14 protein-coding genes and 1 tRNA gene are annotated in these 21,822 nt (G+C 55.8%); 4 read left to right on the forward strand and 11 right to left on the reverse strand.

What is annotated here, in order from left to right:
- Positions 1–2,467 (reverse strand): tetratricopeptide repeat protein (locus VGE80_RS14945; protein WP_440593217.1); only part of this gene is annotated, 2,467 nt, incomplete at its 3' end.
- Between the two features lie 516 nt (positions 2,468–2,983).
- Between VGE80_RS14945 and VGE80_RS14950 the strand changes: the two genes are divergently transcribed.
- Positions 2,984–4,177 (forward strand): tetratricopeptide repeat protein, encoded by a 1,194-nt coding sequence (locus tag VGE80_RS14950; RefSeq protein ID WP_373652049.1) that lies wholly within the window; start codon positions 2,984–2,986, stop codon positions 4,175–4,177.
- Positions 4,178–4,355: 178 nt separating this feature from the next.
- Positions 4,356–4,429, forward strand: a tRNA-Met gene (locus VGE80_RS14955).
- A 161-nt stretch (positions 4,430–4,590) separates the two neighbouring features.
- Here the strand turns inward: VGE80_RS14955 and VGE80_RS14960 are convergent.
- From VGE80_RS14960 to VGE80_RS14975, 4 genes are all read right to left on the reverse strand, one after another.
- Positions 4,591–5,262 (reverse strand): hypothetical protein, encoded by a 672-nt coding sequence (locus VGE80_RS14960; protein ID WP_373652050.1) that lies wholly within the window; start codon positions 5,260–5,262, stop codon positions 4,591–4,593.
- Between the two features lie 415 nt (positions 5,263–5,677).
- On the reverse strand, positions 5,678–8,479 hold the full coding sequence (locus tag VGE80_RS14965) for a protein kinase domain-containing protein (RefSeq protein ID WP_440593218.1): 2,802 nt from the start codon (positions 8,477–8,479) through the stop codon (positions 5,678–5,680).
- Between the two features lie 632 nt (positions 8,480–9,111).
- Positions 9,112–10,047, reverse strand: a complete 936-nt coding sequence (locus VGE80_RS14970) for a hypothetical protein (protein WP_440593219.1) — start codon at positions 10,045–10,047, stop codon at positions 9,112–9,114.
- 2,423 nt (positions 10,048–12,470) lie between these two features.
- Positions 12,471–12,650, reverse strand: coding sequence for a hypothetical protein (locus tag VGE80_RS14975; RefSeq protein ID WP_373652053.1), 180 nt, complete (start codon positions 12,648–12,650; stop codon positions 12,471–12,473).
- Positions 12,651–12,980: 330 nt separating this feature from the next.
- Here VGE80_RS14975 and VGE80_RS14980 point away from each other — a divergent pair, with 330 nt between their 5' ends.
- On the forward strand, positions 12,981–13,754 hold the full coding sequence (locus VGE80_RS14980; RefSeq protein ID WP_440593220.1) for a phosphorylase family protein: 774 nt from the start codon (positions 12,981–12,983) through the stop codon (positions 13,752–13,754).
- A gap of 17 nt (positions 13,755–13,771) precedes the next feature.
- Here VGE80_RS14980 and VGE80_RS14985 read toward each other — a convergent pair whose 3' ends face one another.
- The 6 genes from VGE80_RS14985 to VGE80_RS15010 form a co-directional block, all read right to left on the reverse strand.
- Positions 13,772–14,899, reverse strand: a complete 1,128-nt coding sequence (locus tag VGE80_RS14985; protein ID WP_440593221.1) for a glycosyltransferase family 4 protein — start codon at positions 14,897–14,899, stop codon at positions 13,772–13,774.
- Between the two features lie 82 nt (positions 14,900–14,981).
- Positions 14,982–15,623 (reverse strand): hypothetical protein, encoded by a 642-nt coding sequence (locus tag VGE80_RS14990; RefSeq protein ID WP_440593222.1) that lies wholly within the window; start codon positions 15,621–15,623, stop codon positions 14,982–14,984.
- 109 nt (positions 15,624–15,732) lie between these two features.
- Positions 15,733–16,737: a flotillin-like protein FloA gene (floA, locus tag VGE80_RS14995; RefSeq protein ID WP_373652056.1), complete on the reverse strand. Its 1,005-nt coding sequence runs from the start codon at positions 16,735–16,737 to the stop codon at positions 15,733–15,735.
- Between the two features lie 268 nt (positions 16,738–17,005).
- The gene (locus VGE80_RS15000; RefSeq protein WP_373652057.1) at positions 17,006–17,590 is read right to left on the reverse strand and encodes an NfeD family protein; all 585 of its coding nucleotides are present in this window, start codon (positions 17,588–17,590) and stop codon (positions 17,006–17,008) included.
- A gap of 187 nt (positions 17,591–17,777) precedes the next feature.
- On the reverse strand, positions 17,778–19,118 hold the full coding sequence (locus tag VGE80_RS15005) for an FG-GAP repeat domain-containing protein (RefSeq protein WP_373652058.1): 1,341 nt from the start codon (positions 19,116–19,118) through the stop codon (positions 17,778–17,780).
- A gap of 328 nt (positions 19,119–19,446) precedes the next feature.
- Positions 19,447–20,604 (reverse strand): M24 family metallopeptidase, encoded by a 1,158-nt coding sequence (locus VGE80_RS15010; protein ID WP_440593223.1) that lies wholly within the window; start codon positions 20,602–20,604, stop codon positions 19,447–19,449.
- A 119-nt stretch (positions 20,605–20,723) separates the two neighbouring features.
- Between VGE80_RS15010 and VGE80_RS15015 the strand changes: the two genes are divergently transcribed.
- Positions 20,724–21,822: MFS transporter (locus VGE80_RS15015; RefSeq protein WP_440593224.1), on the forward strand; the 1,099-nt coding region annotated here is incomplete at its 3' end.

Genomic DNA, 21,822 nt, shown 5'->3' on the forward strand with positions numbered 1-21,822 from the left:
GTTGTCGGTCGACTGCCAGCACGACCAGTTGAAAGAGCGCCTGCTCCTTGATATCCGCAGTACTCTGATCACTTCCCGCCAGTTCCTCAAATGCCTGTCGTGCTTCTTCAAACTTCCCGGCGAATAAATCACTTTCCGCCAGGCTCAGGCGGGCGCTGTTGACCAGGGGGCTTTGCGGAGTCTCGGCGACGAGTCTTCGCCAGATCGCATCGGACCGCTCAAATTTTTCGTGGCGATAATTGAAGATGGCCCATTCATCAAGTCGCTTATCAAGATCGGCGGGTTGAGGAAACCGTTTCAGGAGTTCCCCGTACGCGGCATCGGCTTCGTCGAGTTTATTCAATTTACTGAGGATGCGGGCCGCCTGCAGGCCAGCCTTGTACGAGAATTCCAGTGGAGGTTCGAGTTCGGCACCGGTGGCCGGGATCTGATCCAGCACTGCGCTTTCGAAGATTTTTTGAAACAGCTTTAACGATGCTTCGAGTTGATCCGCACGTCTGAGAGATTCTGCCTGGTAGTAAGCACATTCCATCTCAAGCTTGTGATTCGGAAATTCACTGATCACGCGTCCGAAGGTGGCTGCAGCTTTTTCAAACTCACCCCGTTCGTACTGTGCAAGAGCGATCCCTCGAACCGCATAGGCCTTCTTTTCAGGATCGGTCTCGAACTGCAGGCTTGATTCGAATAGCCGTCCGGCGGTCACCCAGTCACCCCTCGATTCCGCCAGTTCGGCCATCTGCTGAAGCGTAACGAGCGTCAGGGGGTGACTCGGAAAATCTTTCTCAAGCCGTGCCAAGGCCAGGGTCGCGATGTCCGGTTCCCCTTTCCGTTCTGCAGAGAGAGCTTGAAGGGAAAGGGCTCGGGCCGATTGACGACCCTTGGGCAGCATTTCCAGATACTTCGCTGCGGATTGCAAGGCTGGTTCGAACTTCTGCTGCTGGAACAGGCTATCCGCCTGCAGGACGATGGCATCGGAAAAATCACCTTTCTCGCCATCCGCGAGGGCCTTCTCGACAAGTGGTGCGATCAGTTCGAGTGCTTGATCCTGATTCCCCTGAAGCTGCTTTGTCAGCGCGAGGTAATAGCGGGCGTGCCCCTGCGTCTTGGGCAACGTGCTTTCTTTCATCACACGTTCGAAACGTCGGCTGGCCGCATCATAGAACACGTTGATTTCCGCGGTCGGCAGCTTTTCCTTGAGACCCTGGCCCGCGCGCGCCAAGTCCAGTCGGCCCGACAGCATTTCCATATGCAGACGCAGACCACTTAAAGGAAACTCTTTGGGGAATCGCGCGAGCAACTGTTCTGCTGTGGCAAGCTCCCCCGACTCGATCGACATCTCAATCAGTGCGTGCATGCTGTCGTCGGCAAGATCCCCAGTCGGGTAGGTCGTCACCACCTGTTCAAAAAATTGACGGGCCTCAGCGGGATGCTGCAGGTACCGCTCGCACAATGCCTGCTCAAACAGGATTGACTCTGCGAGAGGATGTTTTTGGGCGAAGCTCGCCGCCGTCCGCAGGCTTTCGAGCGCCTTTTCGTATTCACCCAGAGACTTGAGGCTGCGGCCTTCCCAATATCCCGCCGTCGGCTGCTGCGACTTGTCTTTGGCGGCCGACTGAAACTGCTGCACGGCTTCTGCGAATTGACCAGAGCGATACAGAGCATACCCCGCATTGAGTTGAGCAGCGGGGACGAGGTGACTCTGTGGAAAATTCGTTCCCACGGCGGCATAAGCCGTGGCGGCCTCTGCAAATTTTTCGCGTTCAAAGTAACTTGCCCCCAGGTAAAACTGAGCATCCGCGCCGCGGGCACCTTCTTTGTTCGCCGCGAGCTCCTGAAAGAGCTGGACAGCCTCGTCGTGTCGCTTAAGGCTGTCCAGCGCACGGGCCTTTCCCAGCTTACAGTCATCAATCAGACTACCTGCCGGGAATTTCTCAATCGCCGTCTCAAAGGTCTTCAGAGCCCCCGTGGCGTCGTTGGTTCGAAGTTGGGAATCAGCCAGATAGGGCAGGGCGTATTCGCGCAGGGGATCCTCTGGAAAATCACGGACGAAGCTGTCCAGATCGGTCTTGGCAGCGGCGTAATCATCCAGCAGATAACTGCACTCACCGATACGATAGCGCGCTTCACTGACATTCGCGTTCTGGCGATTCTCCGAAACGTATTTGCGAAACTCGTCTCGAGCGGCTCGAAAGTCTTTTGAGTTGACCAGGGTACGCCCCAGGTAGAGCCGGGCAAGACTAGCCTTTTCGTGCTTTTCGTAGTTCTTCAGAAACTTGCGAAACTGATCGGCGGCCTGATTCCAGCGGCTTTGTTTGTAGAGTCCGACCGCCACGTTGTAGTCGTCAAGTCCCGGATCGGCGGCTTCGAGCCCTGCCGCCGTCGTGATCACCAGGGAAAAAACACTCAGCAGAAGCCCTACGCGAACCAGGTCACGCGTTGAAACGCATAAGGATTTGATCGTGCTCAAAATCGACTGCCTGGAAGGGGGGTAAATCGATGATCGACGACGGCAGAAGGACCGGTCGATCTGTTGCACGACATTGACCATCATTGTTTGACCTCAATATCAGTTGCACACCGCCATGAGCCAAACTCAAGGTGCCTGGCCGGATTCAGAAAGTTTTACAGGATGATACCTGTCAATCCTGCGCCGGGCAAACAGTTGTAATCGGCCAAAACGTCCGCACGACCGGATGTGTGATGTGTCAGTCCGTCCAGTTTGCCCATCGTTCCGTGCTGACAAATGCGCTGCGCACGGCATTTTCCACCGAAGCGAACCAAACATTAAAGTAAACCCAAGCAAAATGACCCCTGCAACCGATACTTTTGAGGAACTTGCAATTGCACCCGCAAGTGAGGTCTGTTTCCGCCAACGCGAACACTCGCTCCACGATGTCTTTCCGGGATGAACGGGATCGATGCAGCGGTTCGAGGCGGAAATGGAAGTACAAGTCCTTTGAAAAGTTTGTGGCAGGATAATTCCATGAGACGGTTATTCCGAAGGACGTTGAATGTCGCGCTGGTCCTGGCGCCGTTCCTCGGCAACGGATGTGCCACTCATCCATTGCGGGTTGACGCTCCGCAGCAAGAGGCTCTGCATGACCCTCAGAAGGCGATGGCCCAGCAGATGCTGGTCGCTCAGCGGGAAGAAGCGCGCGGCCATCTGAGCGAAGCAAGAAAACTGTACACCCGCATTCATCAAGCCAATCCGGATAACGCGGAATGCGCTCACCGGCTTGGACTGCTCTACGTCAAAATGAATCTGCACAACGAGGCCGAAGTCTTCTACAACAAGGCACTCGAACTCAAGCCGGATGATTCGAAGATTCTGGCAGATATTGGTCATCTGGCATTCTTGAAGAAAGAATACGCCAAATCAGAAGAGTACCTCGCAAGGGCGACCAGTGCGGATTCATCGAACCGCACTGCGGCATACAACCTTGCCGTCGTGCGAGCCTGGATGGAAGACGACGAGGGAAGTCTGGCAACATTCCGACAGTTTAATGCAGAGCACGATGCATTGCGGAACCTCGCAGCAGTACAAATTGCCCGCGGGGACAAAGGTGCGGGTCATAAATCCATGCGAATGGCTGAGATCGCTGCCGAATCTGCAGTGCAGGTTGCTGCCGCTCCCGTAGACCCCACAAAACAGACGGCACCAATCAAGTTACCTGCCCCCGAAGCAATCAAGCAGGACCCTCCGGTCATCGCCGCTCGCAGTCCGGAACTGTCCAATGTTCCTGTGCGGCTGAAACCCATCCCCGAGCCTCAGCCACCGAAGAAGTTGCAGCCCGCCCCACAAACCAGCAACGCCGTGGCGCAGGTTCGTCAGGTGGATCCGGCGGATATTCCTCCCGCACCTGCAATCCTGCCGTCACAATCTGCTTCGGCATTGGCTAAGACCCCGACCGGCCCTCGAACAGTGGCTCGTATCGAGCCCCCGGTTACCACCACCGTCGCACATGCTCAATCGCCAGCCGTGATCGTCATACCCGCCTCGGGGGCGGATGATCTGCCCGAGCTTCTGGACGAAGCCGAGGAACTTGTGACGGAAGAAGAGATCGATGAGACCCAGTTTGAACTCCCGCATCGCAGTTCCGTTCAGATTGAGATCCCTGAGAGGGAAAAACTTTCCTGGGAATCGCTGAAAAGAATTGAAATTATGAACGCTAAATAAATCGTACCTGGTCCCTCGCGAGCGGAATGAGCGGATTTTCGCACGCCACTTTGCCGCTTGCGTCGAGATTTCAGCGGGTTCTCACCACAATCTCAGTAGAAGTTGAAAAAACTGAGAAGGGTGGACTTCCCTTCTCAGTTCTGACGGCTATACTCCGCTTGTCGCCAAGACACCCTGACGCGGGGTGGAGCAGCCCGGTAGCTCGCGAGGCTCATAACCTCGAGGTCGTAGGTTCAAATCCTGCCCCCGCCACTTAACCAAATGCGATTTTGCAATCGGTTACCGACCCCAGCAAGTGCTGGGGTTTTTTCATTGGCGGGCAAACCGCGAAGTCGCCCTGCTGCGATCGGCCAATGCAAGATCGATGCGAATCGACCTCTGACCCTCATCCACTTCGGCCCGAGTTGGTTCGATTACTTTGCCTTGCCGAAGCGAGACCGGCCACGAGAAGCCCGGTAGCCATATTCGGTGGCAAACCAGATGGCATATTGTTCCCGCTTGTGTGAATTCGTATTGCGGGTGTCGTTAACGTGCCCCACTTCGTGAATCAGGACGTTGTTGAGATAAAAGTCTCGAATCGTCTCACGTGTCCAGGTCAGTTTCCACTCATGGCCTGACTGCGACCACTGGGCACCGAACATGCGTGCCTCAACAAGCTGATCCGGACGGGGTGGGTTGAGGTACGATTCGACGAGACTCTCTTCCACCGGATAAAGATAGACGTTGGGTCCCCACTGCATTCCGTACAAGGGAAAGAGGCGCCGTTTTCGAGTCATACCGCTCAACTGGACCACTTCAATTCCCTCTGTGAATGTTGAAGGAAGCTGGGCGAGTCGCTCACGAATTTCATCGACAGTGACGGGGTGGAAGTATCCTGCTCCTGGGGCTTCCTCGACGAAGTCGATTGTTGAACGCTGCTGTGGTTCGTACCAGGTTTCGGGTGCACTGAAGTGAGTCGAAAGATGGTCAGTACGGCTACGTTGCCGATAGGCGGCATTGGGGCGGACTGCTCGCGCACCACGGGAATGAATCGCTCCTCGCAGGGATCGCTGTTGATGATGTGATTTTGAAATTCGCGACGGCATTTTGTACCCGTTCCTTCAACACCTACGTCACACCGGCCCGCTTGTCGGCCCTTGGATTTTCAAGCGAGTGTCGGTCACTTCGCACACCAGCCATTACGACCGGTGGCCATTACGTTGTCGAACGTATCGTACGGCGGAGAGGAAACCTCAGGCAAGTACCGCGTTTAAGCCTCAATGTGGAAACCATTTAGAGCGGCGCTACCTGGTTGCGACGGTGTCTACCCTCGGGCAGAAATTTTGGCTCGAAGCGTAACCTGCGCCCCCTCGGTGAGTTGCGACACCCCTCAAATCGTCCCGCCGCGGGGCCCGCACGGGACCCCGGACCGATTCTTCAGGAAAAATTTTCGTGCCGCCGGGGAAATGACGCGGCCTGGTCGGAGATTGCTTGAGTTTAACGATCAGACAATTTTGATGCCTAATCCAAACCTAGTGCTCCAACCCATTTCTTCTCATCACCTTGCGCTCCGGGAACGTCTTTTTGAGGACTGTTCGGGGCAGGGGCGAGAAAACGGGACCGCTCGGGGTCGACCGAGGTGAAAGTGAGCATCTGTTCCCCCTGACGGCCCCCATTTTCAAAGAGAAACGGAAGTTCTCCGGGTTCGGGCATTGTCGGTTTGGGTCGATCTGACCAGTTATCCTGAATACCTGGCGGACTGATGGCCAGCATCGAACGGAACCGGGCTTCGTCAAATCCTCGCTCAATCTGACATTCAGACTTCCGGATCTTTGAAAAAAGATTTCTCCGCAGACTCAGTTCAGAGGAACGCTCATCAGGCAAGTCGCGGAAACAAATCGCGTGGTTGATATCACGGAACGTGTTATTGAAGATTCGGATCCCCCGCAGCACCGGCGCGCCATCGACCCGAATCCCGTCATTCAACTCGTAGAAAATGGATTCACAGACGGAGACCCGATAAGGTGAACCTCCCTGAATGACAATCGCCGCATCAAGGGCCCGCATAAACTCGCAACTGCGAATGACGAGATTGCTGACATCTTGTTCGTTTGATTTGAGGATGCGGATCCCCATTGCACTCGAACTGGCAGGATTGAATCGAAGCCGTTCGAAAGTCAGTTGGCCGTCGCCGAAACCGAGCCCCTGAACTCCGACGCAGTCGATACCGGCCTCGGCGAAGCCGCCTACCGTCACATCCGTCAATCGGCATTCGTGCAGATCGTCGCTGAGCTGGATAGCAACCCTCTTGTCATCCGCATCCACCTCAACATGCTCAATGGTGAAACGAGTGAGGTTAGAAAGTCGAATCACGGGTTCATCACCCAACGGCGCCAGTCGTACGTTCCCTTCACCGACAATTTGGATCCCCTCTGGCCAGACTCCCGCCCGACCATCCATGTGGATTCGTTCATTATAAGTGCCAGCGCTGACCTTGATCACAAGTCGATGAGAACTTCCCAAGGCCGGCCGGTACCGCTCGCGGACGGCGATCAGGGCTTCACGAATGCTCTGAAAATCAGCGTCTTTTCCACCGACCCGGACAACTCGCTTGTCCTTGGGAAATTCCAGCGACTTTGCTGGTGATGAGTCCTTTCTGACGTCCGCGCCACCATTACTCCCCAGGTATGAAAACAAAACCCCCAGGACCGATATGCCCAGTAGCGATCCGACAATCAGCAGTGAATCAAACTTTCGCCTACCGAACCGGGCCGCTGTTGCGCTACGCGAATTTTGTTGAGACGGATTGTTTGCCGAACTGGAATGCAGTTCCACAGGGGCAATCGGCGTTTCGGCATCGAAACTCGCTGGAGCCGGATCTGAGTTTGTGGACGTCGCGGATCGTGCGGGCTGAATCGATGACGCAGAACTTTTGAACGAAGTCGTCGGGAGGCCTCGTGAACTTGTTTTGTGCATTGACTTATCGGAGTTCACCTCGCTGATCGTTGAATGATCAAGCGATGAGAGAAAATCCGCCAGCGCGGACTCTTGTCCGCCACCGCTCTCTGAGGTACGCCCCATCCGCTCTTCGGTCGTAGATCGCGAGGTACTGACCACTGTGGGAAGAACGGGCAGGGGAGTCACAAGCTCAGAGAGTGGCCTCTGCTCGGCAAGCGGGGATGTCTTGGCCGACGGAATCCTGACGTTCATATTCGAGTCGTGTGCGCGCGAGCCGTACACGGACGCATGACGTCGTCGCCATTCCGGATCGGCGTTGTCATCGACCCAACGGAAAAGGGTTAGCTCCGTCTCCGCCGCATTGAGAAATCGATTCCCCGGTTGCTTCGCCATCAGTTTGCGAATGATCGCCGCCAGTGTCGGTGGCAGATCGGGCCGCAGTGACTCGAGTGCGGGAGGCGATTTCACCTGGTGTGCGAGTAGTCGCTGCGCGAGCGTTCCTTCGTTGAAGGGGGGCTGTCCGGTCACCATGAAATACAGTGTGCATCCGAGACTGTATAAATCTGCTCGGGCATCGACCCCATGACTATCAATCGCCTGTTCAGGTGCCAGGTAATCAGCGGTCCCGAGGACTTTCTCATCGTGTCGAATTGTGAGCGCTTCGCTTCCTTCGTCGACGCGAAAAAACCGCGCCAGTCCCAGATCGAGAATCCTCAGTGTTCCATTTCGATCGACGAGAAGATTACCGGGCTTGATATCGCGATGAACCATCCCGTTTTCATGCGCGTGCTGAAGCCCCAGAGCCGCCTGGCGTGCATACTCGGCAGCATCCAGGAAAGAGCCCAGCCCTTGAGCGGGAACCAAGTCCTGAAGACTGGTGCCGTCAACATACTCCATGACAATAAAGTGGATCTGTCGGTCGCCATCGTCCTGGTGGTCAACATCATAAGCACGGACGATATTGGGGTGATCCAGCGAGGCTGCGGCCTGTGCCTCGCGGTAGAATCGCTCCAGATAGGACGAGTCATCAACTCGCTTGGCAGGCAATACTTTGATCGCACAGCGACGTCGCATCAGCAGATGCTCAGCCATGTAGACGGAGCTCATTCCCCCCTTACCGAGCAACGACAAGAGCTTGTATTTGCCGAGGAAATAGCCGCGATGCTTCCCCTGGATCAGCTTGTCAGCCTGCCATCGCGTCAGGAGATTTCCCGCCACCAGCCGATCAGCCACCTGCGCAGGGGTCTCTGCGTGCGAAGTAGAAGACCTGGTTTCCCGCAAGAACTTCTGTACGCGCTCGATTTCTACCAGGCCGCTTTTCTTCAGCACGGCGATGAAGCTATCGACATTCAGCGGCATAGACATCTTGGTGCATTCGGCAAAAAGACTTTGACCAAATCCAACGAGACGTGATCTTGGGAACGGACATCAAACAAGGCGGCGTCACTAGTAGTGGCGAACATTCCTGAAATCAGACAGTGATCCTGCTGAGGAAAAAGTAAGGAATGCAACTTATCGAACAAGAGATAAAGACACGTCACGAGCGTTGACCAAGCCTACCAATCGGCGTGTCGTGACGCCACCCAAAGTGAATCAGGGGGCTGATTCGGGGCCACTTCGCGAGAGGGAATTTTCCTGGGGGGAAAGCGGCATGGGAAAGATGTTTGCCCAACAGTAGCGGTGAAGGGGAGACGCGTTTGTCGGCCTCATCAAAGAGCTGAAGGCGCCTCAGGAATTAACCTGAGACGCCTTCAACACCTATCGACAAGAGCGGGCCAACGCCTGCCGACGGCAACCGAACTTAAGAGCAGACTCCGTGCCAGCATCGTCCAAAAAACGAGACACCTGATTGGATTTCATTTTGTGGTTCCATGAGTGCCGCTCGTGGGGCCATCCATCAATCATTCTTTACCATTAATTGCCGCTCGCTTCGCCCCGATGGTGCGAGCCCCAAGCCTGCATTTGACATCAACCGGAACTGATCATTGAGAATGACATCACGAATCGATCTCCTCGCGCGCAGGGACCGACGTCGCCACAGCGCCGAGGCGACTGTTGATCCAGGGAGGATCCACAAAACGCCGCAGCAGCCAGCGGAAGGTCTGCTCAATACGCGCTTCCAGGAGTGCGGGATCCGCCCCCACTTGAATGCTGCGGCTCCTGAATTGATCAAGTGGACCGCCAGTCGGTGTGCCTCTACCGTGAAGCACCATGTCAGACGACGCTACAGGTTCGACGAGAACGAACCCTTCGAACCCTAGCCGAACCGGCCACGATTCCTTTTGAGCAATGTGGTTCACTCGATCCTGGATTCGGCGACCCCAGACAATTCCGAACAGATCGAAAAATTCCACCCATAACTGATCGAACCGTGAATGGTGAGTGGGACGGCGAGAAAGCTGACTCAAACCGATCGACACAGCCATCGCGGCGGAACACCACAATCTCACTTGAAGACGATCGAGTAACCAGTAGGGTGCCACTTGTGACATGGAGATCACAGAGCTGATCACCGCAGCGCCATACAGGAGGGCAGCGAACGTGAACCTGGTTCCAACATAGTTTCCCACCCCCATGACAAGTACGAACGAACAGGCAAGCAGTTGAGGAAGCTCTAATTGAACTTGTCTGAGCTCAGATCCTTGCAATCGAACTGCCAGCAGGGGCCAGGCAAGAGCCATCAGCATGGGGAACAGAATGAACCACATCCAGACGCGAGTTCCCGGTCGCCGTGATCCCAGAACCGCCATTGGAGGGCAGAGCGACAGGACCGCGCAGGCGTACCAGGCATGATCTGCAAAAGCGTCAGAAGTGATACCTGCGCACTGAACGGTAAACCAGGTCGCGGTCCACGCCACGACAGCAGCGACGGCCCAGCCCCAGGCCGTTTCCAAGGTCGTTTGGCGAATGGCATTTCCGCTTCGCACAACCATCACTGATGCAGCCAATACACCTATGGAAATGATCACGTGCCACACGAAGCTCAATGCAATCTCACTTTGAAGAATGTGGGTCGAAATTGTCCGAAATCAGTCTAGCGAATGGTGGCCTGCCCGCAGAGTCGGTTTTATTGGCATGTTGATCGTGGATACGGGCCAGAGCGAGAAAAGATCTCCAAATGGTTGAGAGGAAGATCCCACAATCGTCGAAAATATAGGTGTGACGCGAATCGCTCCCTCGAACTGAGCGAACAACCAAACGCGGTGTTTGGATTGGTTTAGACTCAGTTCACACGTTCCCTCGGCCCCATGATGTACCTGGAGAATGCAATGAAGTTTGTTTGGATTTCCGCCGCGCTGGCCGCCTTCGCCAGTCTGAACAGTGCTCAAGCTGGCCTGTTCCACCACCACAACAGCTGTAATACCTGCGATGTTCCCAGCTGTGCTGCTCCCGCCGCTTGTGTTTCGGCTGCTCCTAGCTGTGCCGCTCCTGCTTGTGCTCCAGCTTGTGCAGCTCCTGCTGCTACCGCTTGTGCTCCAGCCGTGACCTCTTGTGCTCCTACCTGTGCAGCTCCCGCTGTCTCGTGTGCACCAGTGGCTTCGACCTGCGGTCCAGTCGCTAACAACTGCGGTTGCCGCCCACGTCATCGCATTCGATTGCCAAAGCTCTGCATGCCAAAGTTCAAGCTCCACCGAGCTTCGTGCTGCAACACCGGCTGCGGCAACATTGCTCCTAGCTGCGGTGCTCCTGCTGTTACCTCTTGTGCTCCAAGCTGTGGCGCTCCTGCCGTCACCTCTTGTGCACCAAGCTGTGCAGCTCCTGCAACGACCTGCTGCAACTGATTTGAGAATAGCTCGTCCACTGGCCGCAATCTGATTGAGACCAGTCGGAACGATCTAAGCGAAAAGTCGAGGGGAGTCACTGACTCCCCTCGATCGTTTCTTTGGAAGACATCGAGGGCCAGCCGCACGGCCAGCCGCAGCTCGAACCAAGAACGACCATCAGCACGCATGCCGGCTTCCCGCGAAGCTGGCATGCGTGTTTTCATTCCATGACCAAATTAGAGTCCGTATCTCAAGATACCTCTGTCCTGGACAGCGCCGCTGGGTCCGGTCATCCCCACGGAATTCACGCCAGGAGACGACAATGAGGAACCCGCTATACAGTCAACGCTGCAGCGTGGGCCTGTTCTTTGTGCCTCTCTTTGTGCATCGTGACGGCTCAAGTGGACTGCATCAATCGATCCGGCTTTGGGTACCGCATAGAGAGCGGAGTGCCCCAAACTCTCTTCAGTGAACCGGGGGAGGGCGAAAGCATCTCGCACCAGAGTGATCACGCAATCCGAATTGCCCTCAATCGAGTGGCTTTCCTCGCGGCGACGATTGAGACACGAGCAAATCCGTGCAGAAAAAGCTCGTCAGAAATCGTCGCTCGCATCTGGCTCTCTTCGGCCCCAGTCGCGCGATGACGATCGTTCCGTCGGTTCGTGATTTTGACAGCGGTGCATCGAGCCGATTCCCCGTTGGCGAATGTGGTCAATTCGTTGCGGCCGTCGATCATCGTCACCGGCAAAGACTCACGGAAGAAAGGAGTGGCGTCCCGAAGAACCACGTTCCATGTTCGGAACTGAGCACGGGGCATTCATTCTCGAGTTCCCTTGAGTCGCCAGGACCCACGTCGTCGGTTCCGGCCTAAGGCGCGGGACTCCGGTGAGTACGACTCGACCGGGCACCGGTGCGAGCCGTACTCACCGTTAGAGATGGCTTCGCCGTATCGCAGAGCCCAAAGACGGCTTTGATGGGTCGAATGTCACATCGTGATTTCGACGGATGTGCAGATCTGGTCTGTACCCGAAACGAGTCAATTCGTGGAACGGAGTGGGGAAGCCCGCCGAGACGGATCGAGGAGACTGGTTCAACGCCTCCGGTTGGTCTTCCGTGCTGTCACACGGAACGCGACTTTCACTGTGGGCTCGATTGCCCACTTTTTTAAGCGAACGTTGAATGAGCCTCGCGCACGTCGCCCTCAATGAGAATCAACCAAAAATCAATAGTATGACAGGGCATCGTCAGTGTGAGATGCCCTTACCGGCGTGTGAAGAGTGACGCTCCTGGCTGCCAGCCCACCATTCTGCGGGGTGGTGGCGCGAAAGGATTCAGGGATCTCGAAGTCCTGAATGATCTCGTCCGTCAATCAGATATGTACAACAAAAATGCCGCGTGGACGGGCCACGCGGCATTCATTTGCAGGGACCAAAGCCAACAGCGTAACAACTCGTCGAATTTACCGTTGGCCGCCGATGTCAGAGTTTGTTTTAGCAACCTCCACTTCCGGTTAAATCGGTTCCAAGTCTACTGTCACTGGCTGTCACGGGGCTGATCCGCTTGTTGTTCGAGTCAGCGGGGATGTGACTGGTCTATTTGCCGAAGAACAATTGCTTCAAATAGGCGTTCTTGCGGCGTTCCAACTCCATCAATCGAGTGAACGGATTCTGTGCGCTCGAGACTTGCGGACGTACCCGTCGAGCGGCCGCGTGGACTTCGACACTCGTCATCATGACTGCTGCAACGGCTGTCAGAATCAGCAGCTTTCGCATCCATTTCCTTTCGTAGCTGAACTAAGATATCGGATACAGGGAATGAGAGCTGCCATCGGTGTGACGCGACTGCCTCTTGGCAAAAGTGGCAGTCCTCATTTCCGCACAGAAATTGTCGACATCAGACGGCCTTCCGATTCGCGGGGAATCATGCTTGCGGCGAATCTAGCCGAAGTAACGTACAGCCAAACCTGAGACACCGGTCGCGGAGGCTGATACGATGAGTAAAACATTGACGAGAGCGTTTAAAGACTGTTTTGCAGGGTTCCTGTCGATGAAGAAACACCTGCCAGAAACGCAAAAGACGAAAACTCTTCCTGCGAGGTTGAATTGACAGCTAAAACGTCAGATTCGGTGGTCAAAACAAATTCGACACAGGCTGAAATCGGATTGGTCTGTGCACTCCCCATGGAGCTCAGCGACTTCTTCAGTCGGTGTTCCAAAGTGAAAACTTACACCGGGGGGAAATTCACCTTTCGCGGAGGTTTTTATAAAGAGACTCGCATCGCCATGGTGGAATCCGGGATGGGGTCTGCGCGGGCGAAACGGGCCACAGCGGCACTTCTGGAGGCACATCAGCCCCGCTGGATTATTTCCACGGGGTTTTGCGGAGCACTTTATCCGCAGATGCAGGTTGGACAAATCGTCGTGGCCAACGAAGTCACCAACTTGCAGGACGAGCCACTGCGAATTGATATCGGGATCGCAGCAGATCCTGCTCGCGGCCTCTACGTTGGTCGAACGTTAACCGTCGACAAGATGGTGCGCACCAAGGCCGAAAAACAAGAACTCGCCGAAAAGACGGGCGCGATTGCCGTCGATATGGAGACCTACGGAATCGCCCAGCAGTGCCGCGAGCTGAAGACCCGTTTTCTCGCCGTGCGTGCCGTGAGCGATGACCTCTCTGCGGATCTCCCCAAAGAAATTCTGAGTCTGGTAGGAGAAACCGGATCGGTGCGATTCGGCGCCGTAGTGGGTGCCCTGTTGAAACGCCCCGGCAGTTACAAGGATATGTGGCAGCTCCGTGAAAAGGCCCTGATCGCCGCCGACCGGCTGGCCGACTTTCTTGACGGGGTCATCCTGCAACTGCACGCGTCACCATGAACGGGCCCATTCCAGCGCTACCTCGCATGCTGGATAATGGCACTTTCCGTTTCGACGACGGGTTCCTTTCTGTCGAGAATTTCCCGATAGAGTTCTGCGGTCCGTGACACCATTTGATTGACGCTGAATTCGCGTTCGACCTCAAGCCGTCCTGCTCGTCCGATGGATCGGGCTTTATCGGGACTGTCGAGCAATTCCATAATGCGATCCGCCATCTCCGTACTGTTCGACGGAGGAACGAGAAAACCAGTCTCATCGTTCCGAATGACTCGATCAACACCTCCCACACGCGTCGCGATGACGGGGCGTCCCAGCGCCATCGCCTCGAGCATAATCGTCCCGATTCCTTGCTGGAGCGACGGCAGACAGAAAATATCCATCGCAGCGATTGCTTCGCCGAACTCCAGCAGGTTGGGGACAAACGTCACGCGGGAATCGATCTTGAGATCCAGCGCCAGACGGCGAAGCTTCGACTCTTCCGGTCCCGCCCCGGCGATGACAAACTCGACATCACGGCCCTGGGCCAGCACTCGCGCCGCCGCACTGAGGAAAAAGGGAAAACCTTTCACTTCCTCCAACGGCCCGGCAGCACCGACAACAGGGACGCGGTCAGTTCCCAGGACACTCAATTCATTCTTTCGCTCGTTCGTATCGACGCCACTGTGAATCACAGTAATCAGATCATCGGGCAGGCCGGTCCGCCTCATCAGGTCACGCTTGACCGATTCGCTGACAGCAATAATTCGGCGACACCAGCGCCGATCAATTGCCAGCCGTTCCCACGGCTGCAAATAGTCATGCATTGTCAGAACAAAGGGACGTTTCAGCTCTCGCGCCAGCCACATGCCGTGGTGCGCGACGTTGCGGGACTGGATATGGATCAGATCGGGCGGATCAAGCTTCAGTTGCTGAAGCATCATCCGGACCACGACACAACCCCAGAGCGGCAACTGCAGATGGGAGAACTCCCGAATCTGAAGCTCGCGGCGCCGCTCGGGTTCGACGCGTCCTGCATCCGGACAGGCGAGTGTGCTGCGCAGTCCGTAGGCTGAAAGATGTTCGGCGAGTCGAAGTGAGTAAGAACAACTGCCGCGTACGGCAAACGGACCCGCAAAGAGCAGAACCGAAGGTTCAATTTCTGACATTGAAAGAGTGCTCAGGAGGACGAAATCCCAAAAAGGGCTGTTGGTCGAGAACGTGCGAAGCACCTTTCGCTTCGCATATCGCTCAACGCTTCAAACCCTTTGGGCGTTGCAGAATCTCATTTAACAGGACTGCCTGTCGGATTCCGATTGGATCACGCAAAACTTTGACCAGCGGATGAAGCTGCGGTGCCTGCCGGGGTTGTGCTTCAGAAATCTGATTTCCCAGATCATGCTGCACTGCGGAGTTGATATCCCGGTTCACAGCCGCATCGACGCGACCGCCCAACTGGTGAGGATGACCGCCAATCCCCGCGGCCGATGTCGCCAGTCCAAAGCCGCTCGATCCCTGACTGATTTCCGAAGAGAGAGTCGGAATTCCTTTTGGATTTGGCTGTGCCTGGGAAACATTCCGCTGATTTGTTGAGCGCTGGCCATTTTTAGACCGGTCCCGGGGTGGTTTTGGAGGCTTGGGTGCCTGCGATGCCTGTGGCTGTTCCCGACGGGGCGGTTTTGGCTTTGGTTTCTCTCCGGTCAATTGCTGCAGCAGGACTTCAATCTCATTTTGAGCAGTTCGTTGCTGCGGCCGCGGTGCCTTCGGCAGCTGCTCTTTCTGCTGATTTTTTCCCGGAAACAGGTTCACGAACCAGCTCAGGAACGAAATCACCAGCACGCACATCCCGATGATCTGCGAGATGTCGATGTTATTTCCGGCGGCGAAAATCATACGATATTCCTGAATGCGATCGATAACATCACGCGGTCGGAATCGGGTCTGGTCTCGTCCGATCGGTCCCAGGATGAACTGATATCACACCGGCAATGTTCCGTACACATTATTTACTGATTCCGGTCCCCGCGATGGTACTTCGCATCTGCGTGTCGGCTTGCACATTCTTTAATTCATAGTAGTCCATCAGCCCCAGACTCCCCTTCCGGAAGCCCTCCGCAATCGCAACGGGGACTTCTGCTTCGGCAAGAACGACCTTCGAGCGACTTTCCTGGACCTGCGCCACCATTTCCTGTTCACGGGCTGTGAAATCGGCTCGGCGTTGTTCCGCTTTCGCCTGTGCAACTCGCATATCCGCTTCAGCCTGGTCTGCCATCAGCCTTGCACCAATGTTCTCGCCGACATCGATGTCCGCAATGTCGATCGAGACGATCTCAAAGGCGGTCTGCTTTTCCAGACCTTGATTGAGTACCGTCTGTGAGATCATTTCGGGGTTTTCCAAAACCATCTTGTAAGAGGGAGTGGAACCAATCGCTTGAACGATGCCTTGCCCGACACGTGCAATGATCGTTTCTTCGGTCGCCCCACCGATGAGCTGATGAATGTTCGTACGGACCGTGACTCGGGCACGAGCCTTCAGCACGATCCCATCCCCCGCGACAGCATCCAGCGTCGATTGTCCCTTTCGGATGTCCGGACAGTCGATCACTTTGGGATAAACGCTGGTCCGCACGGCCTCCAGAATATTACGTCCCGCCAGATCAATCGCCTGAGCCGTTTGCCAGTCCAGGTCGATATTGGCTTTCTTCGCCGCAACCAGGGCCCGAATCACGTTGGGGACATTCCCTCCCGCAAGATAGTGAGATTCCAGATCACGGGTGCTGATCTGATAGGTATCCGTCAGTCCCGCCTGGACAGCGATAATCTTTGCCCGAACGATGGCTCCTGGATTCACTTTTCGAATCGTCATGATCACCAGATTGGTCAGCGAAATATCCGCCCCCGTCATCCAGCACTGGATCCAGAGGCTGATAAATCGTGCGAACACGGCGAAGAAGATCAGCGCGATAATAATAATCACGATGACGCCAACGGTGATCAGTGAACTCATATGTGCCCGCATTCAGTTGGGTTGAAGGAATCGATCCAGACCATCAGCACATGCTGCGAGATTCCCCCCGGATCCGTCAAGCACGACAGCCACATGGCCATCGGTCGATAATGGGTGGAGCTCGTACGTTTCTGACGTCGAATCACGCTCGCCAGAATTGTGGACGTGGGTCAACGTATCTTAGCGGAGTCTATCGCCCCGAGAAACTGGCTTCGCTTCCCAGGCTGGCAGGAATTCTCTGCATGAAGAAAGCAGAACCTCTTTTTCATCAAGTGCTGGAAGGGTATTCAAAATCGAGTCCTTTCGATAAGTCGAATGGTTCTGTCAGCTCTTCGGCAGCCACTTCTTCAGGTGCCCCGGGCCGCACAATCAGAGTTCGACCGTCAACAGCAATCACTCGTACCGAGACACCGTTGTCGATCGACAGTCCCTCAGACGTCGCCTGTAATCGCTCTCCGGACACATTCACAATTCCGCCCGGATTCAGAAGCGTGGCTGTGATGCCGAACCGCCCGACGAGATTCTCCAGATGTGCAGACTCTTCGAGATACGGCGTGACTTCTTCCGGCGTGGGAGCCTCGAGCAAGACCCGCCGACCAAATGAAGTTTGAGGCAAGATATAAAATCCCACCCCGATGACGGTCGGAACAAGCAAGAGCAACAGTGCGCAGTAAGCCACAAACAGATTCGGACTTGATGTCCCCCAGGCACGATAGGCGAAGATCAGGGAGATCACCAGCGTGATGAACGTGACGACTCCCAGCAGTCCGCCAGAGGGGACGAAGACTTCCGCAGCGAGGATTGCGAGGCCGACGATCAACAGCACGACGGCTAAAAAAGCATTAGAATCCATAAGGTCAATTCTGTCTCAGCACTGCGAGCCATCCCGGACGGAACATGAGCAGTCGAGGAATCAAGCGATCCCTCCTCAACAATCAACCTGGTGTTATTCAGCGAACTTCTTCAGGCAATCCCCGTTTGAAGTGTAGCTCGACCGGTCATTGAGGCAAGCGACACCGACTGCGCAGCACCTCCGCCGCTCATTTCGCAAACAAGACCTTCGGCTGAGCCTTTTCCCACTCTTCCTTCGAAACAGGTTTTGTCTCGTGCAAATGGACAAAGGTCCCTTTCTTATTCCCGACGACAATATCCGGCTTTCCATCACCGTTGACATCGGTGGCAAGGACTTGAGTCCCCACACCCGAATCATCGTCGACAAATTGTGGAACCCAGGAAACTTGTCCGACCGAGGGGCGGACCAGCTTGAACCAGTAAACCACCGCCGGGGCTTCTGGCTCGGCGTCACCCGCTGGACCGTGAGCCCAGAACCGTTTTCCTGTCACGATATCTTTCAGTCCATCCCCGTCCATGTCGACGAGGTCCAGCGCGTGCACCTGCGAGAACTTCAGACCGTAGGGGTTTTGAGTCGGTTCATGCCCCATAATCAGATGCTCGCGGAACTTGATCTCGCCATCTTCCTGATATTGTTCGAACCAGGCGAGTCCGTAGCCGTGGGCCTGCAAGCTGGTGATGACATCGTTCAAGCCATCGCCATTCACATCGTAAGCGTACATCTGAGCTCCCCCGCCACCGAAAGCGACCGGGTGGAAGACCCATTCCGGATCACCGGCAAGCGAGGCGGGCTGTTCCCACCAGCCGTTCGCGACGAACACATCAGTCCGTCCGTCCCCGTTGATGTCTCCCGCACCGAGACCGTGAGTGAAGCGTTGCCAGTTTCCCGGTTTCGAAATCTTGTGGAACGTCCACGGCTTGGTGGGATCTGACCAGTCGACGGTCGTGTAGCCCACAAACCCTTTCTGATCCCCTTCCACGGGAAGCGTCGCACCGCTCAGGATTTCTGGCTTGCCATCCCCGTCGACATCAAGCCACTGGGGAGATTCGTTATCCACGGTTTTGAAGACCACATGAGGCGTCCAGTGCCGGTTTTCCCCTTTCGGATTCTCGTACCAGGTCGCTTCCGCTCCGGGGAATCCGTAGACCAGGACGTCCGTCCAACCATCGCCATTGAAATCATGGGTGAACGTGAAGAAGTTGTCCGAGTAGGCATTGTTCTTTCCCAGAGCCCCTTCAAACCCCGGCACGTCGACGACTGTTCCATCGGCCTTTTGCAGTTTGAAGGTCTGCTTCGCCGGGTAGATTTCCCGTCGTTCCTTGAAATCAGGCGCTGCATACCAGTACGGCCCGCTGACGACGTCGAGCTTCCCATCGTGATTGAAGTCACCGACATTGGCCCCTTCCCCCCAGAACTGATCGTTCAGATGCAACTTCTGGAACGAATGGAGTACATACTCTTCCGCGTTCACGACGCTGAAAGATCCGCATACCACAGCAAGCAGACAGGCCAGGGGAGTGATTTTCATAGTCGACGATCTTCCCAATTCGGAACCATGGAACGCTTCTCAGTCACGAGCGGCCAGGAATCACAAACGCGCGGACAGTACCACCATTCAGGGTTAGCCTGATAAGCCGTTCCCTGCTCGCCCGCGAAAATCGATGATCCCCCGTCGATTGCTCGTGTTCGATCTCTCAGGGAACTGAGAGAAACGCAATCGATAACATACAAATCCGTTCCGCTGTTTGAAACCCGCTCGCCTCCCGCCAGGGAAGCGGTGCACGTTGCCGCTCCCGGCACCCGCTTGCGCACTTCACATCGTTTCCTGTAACGCGGATCGTTTCCTGCGACACGCCTCAATCGATAACGATCAGATCCCGGGAGAAGCGCGATAACAGTTCGGTTCCATTCTGCGTTACGAGCACGTTGTCGATGATTCGAGCCCCTAGGAATTCCTCACCGATGAAGACCGGAGGTTCGACCGTAATCACCATTCCCGCTTGCAGCGTGTAAGTACTATCCCCAAGCATATGCAGCGGTTCTCCCCATGTCGGGGGAAAGCCCGGGGCCAGGCCGTACCCGGTCGTATGCACGCGTCCCCTCCCCAGACCCGCGTCATCAATGACCCGTTTGGCGGCCAGGTGTGGAACGACCGCAGGAACCCCGTGGCGAATCTCGGCGATACAGGCGTCCGATGCCCGACGGACGACATCGTAAAGCTCTTGCGCCCGCGGAGAGGGCGTTCCGAGACAGAATTGCCTTCCAATCGTCGACGTGTACCGCTTGAACATGGCACCATATTCAATGCTGCCCATGTCACCTCGCTTTAGCACGCGATCCGTGGGAGCTCCGTGACTGAATCCAGCACGCGGCCCTGAGACCAGATTGATCGGGCTGGCGGCCATGCCGCTGTGGTTCTGAAACAGCGCCTGATAGACGGTACCTGCCAGTTGCAGTTCCGTAACCCCTTCCCGCAAGGCCCTCACAAAGGCATCCATCGCGATGTCGGCAATCCGGCTTGCCTCGCGGATGTACTTTAGTTCGGCCTCGGACTTCACCAGTTTGAGGTCGTGGATCAGGTTCGTTGGTTCCGCGACCAGGGCCTTCTGCAGGAACTGCTTCATACGAACGTAGTGGTGCGGATGCAGGTAGTAAGCGGGCACTTCCATCCCCACCCGTGCCTGCTTCAATCCCAACGAATTCGCCACTTTTTCAAACAGCAGAATGGGATCCTCAGGTTCTGGCATCCCGAACGTCCAGATCTGGTCGACAAGAGCGTCGTCGAGAAATTCACTCCGTTCTCCCTCGCGAGTGAGCACGATAATGTCACCCGGTTCGGCAGAAATTAGGAGGCACTGAAATTCCTGATAGCTCTTCGCATCAGATCCCGTCAGCCAGTGAATCGAGACCGGATGGATGACCACAAGCCAGTCGAGACCGGCTGAGGCCATTGCTTCGCGGACTCGGTTTCTTCGGAATTCGAAATCCTGGGTCGAGAAATCCAGCTTCGACATGACTTTCCTTGAGTTTTCATTGATAAAACAGACTTGATATGTCGCGATGATCCAGATCCGAGAATAAGATAACAATCTGTTGATGGATGTGCCCTGACACTCTTGTTTGGTTGCCGCCGATGTCATCTGATTCTGCCGAACCGCAAGCCACAAAAATCCGCTGGTTGATCGTGGCAATGCTGATGGGATTCACTTTTCTAGGGCATTTCAACCGCGTGAGCATTTCGGTCGCGGGGACCGAGCGTTTCATCAAGCCCGGCGGGCTCGACATGGAACAGATGGGCCTGGTCTATTCTGCATTTCTGCTGGTCTACACCCTCAGTATGCTGCCAGGGGGCTGGATCATTGACCGTCTCGGTCCTCGCTGGGCTCTCGCCGGTATGGGGTTGGGGATGGGGACCTGCGTCGCACTGACGGGGGCTCTCGGCTGGACCGGCATCCCCATCGCAGGCATGCTCGTTCCGCTGCTGATGATTCGCGGGATTGCTGGAGGGATGAGTGTGCCGCTGCACCCTGCTGCCGCTCGAAGTGTTTCCCTGTGGCTCCCCCTCTCCAGTCGGACCACGGCAAACGGGCTGGTCACGGCGGGAGCACTGATCGGGATCGCTGTCTGTTTCCCCGTTTTCGGCAAATTGATGGATCATTTCGACTGGCCGCGAGCATTTGTCGTTTGCGGCGTTGGCATGATTGCATACTCGCTCGCCTGGCTGGCCCTTTCCAGTGACAGTGTCATCGATCACCCCTGGACCAATTTTGCTGAGCGTGACATGGTCAAGTTAGCCGATCAGCCGTCCCCACGAACTCGCTCCACTAGCCGCGATTTCCTCGATCTCTTTCGAAATCGAAATCTGGTCCTGCTGACATTGAGCTACGCCGCGCTCAGCTACTTCATGTACCTCTTCTTCTACTGGCTTGGGACTTACTTCGAAAAGACATTAAGCCTGCCGGTCGAAGACTGCCGCAACGCAACCATGACGGTTCATTTGGCAATGGCCGTGGGAATGGTGGTTGGTGGCATCAGTACAGACTTTCTGGGACGAAAACTGGGCCGGCGGTGGGGTTGTCGTGGTATCGCGATGCTTGGAATGAGTCTGAGTGCACTGCTCGCCTGGAAGGGGCTCTCCGTTTCTGATCCGCAGCATGTCGTGTGGTATTTCGCGTTCGCGCTCGGTTCGCTGGGGCTCGTAGAAGGGATCTTCTGGACCGCAGCCCCTCAAC

Source organism: Schlesneria sp. (genome assembly GCF_036405755.1).
GTDB classification, from domain to species: domain Bacteria; phylum Planctomycetota; class Planctomycetia; order Planctomycetales; family Planctomycetaceae; genus Schlesneria; species Schlesneria sphaerica.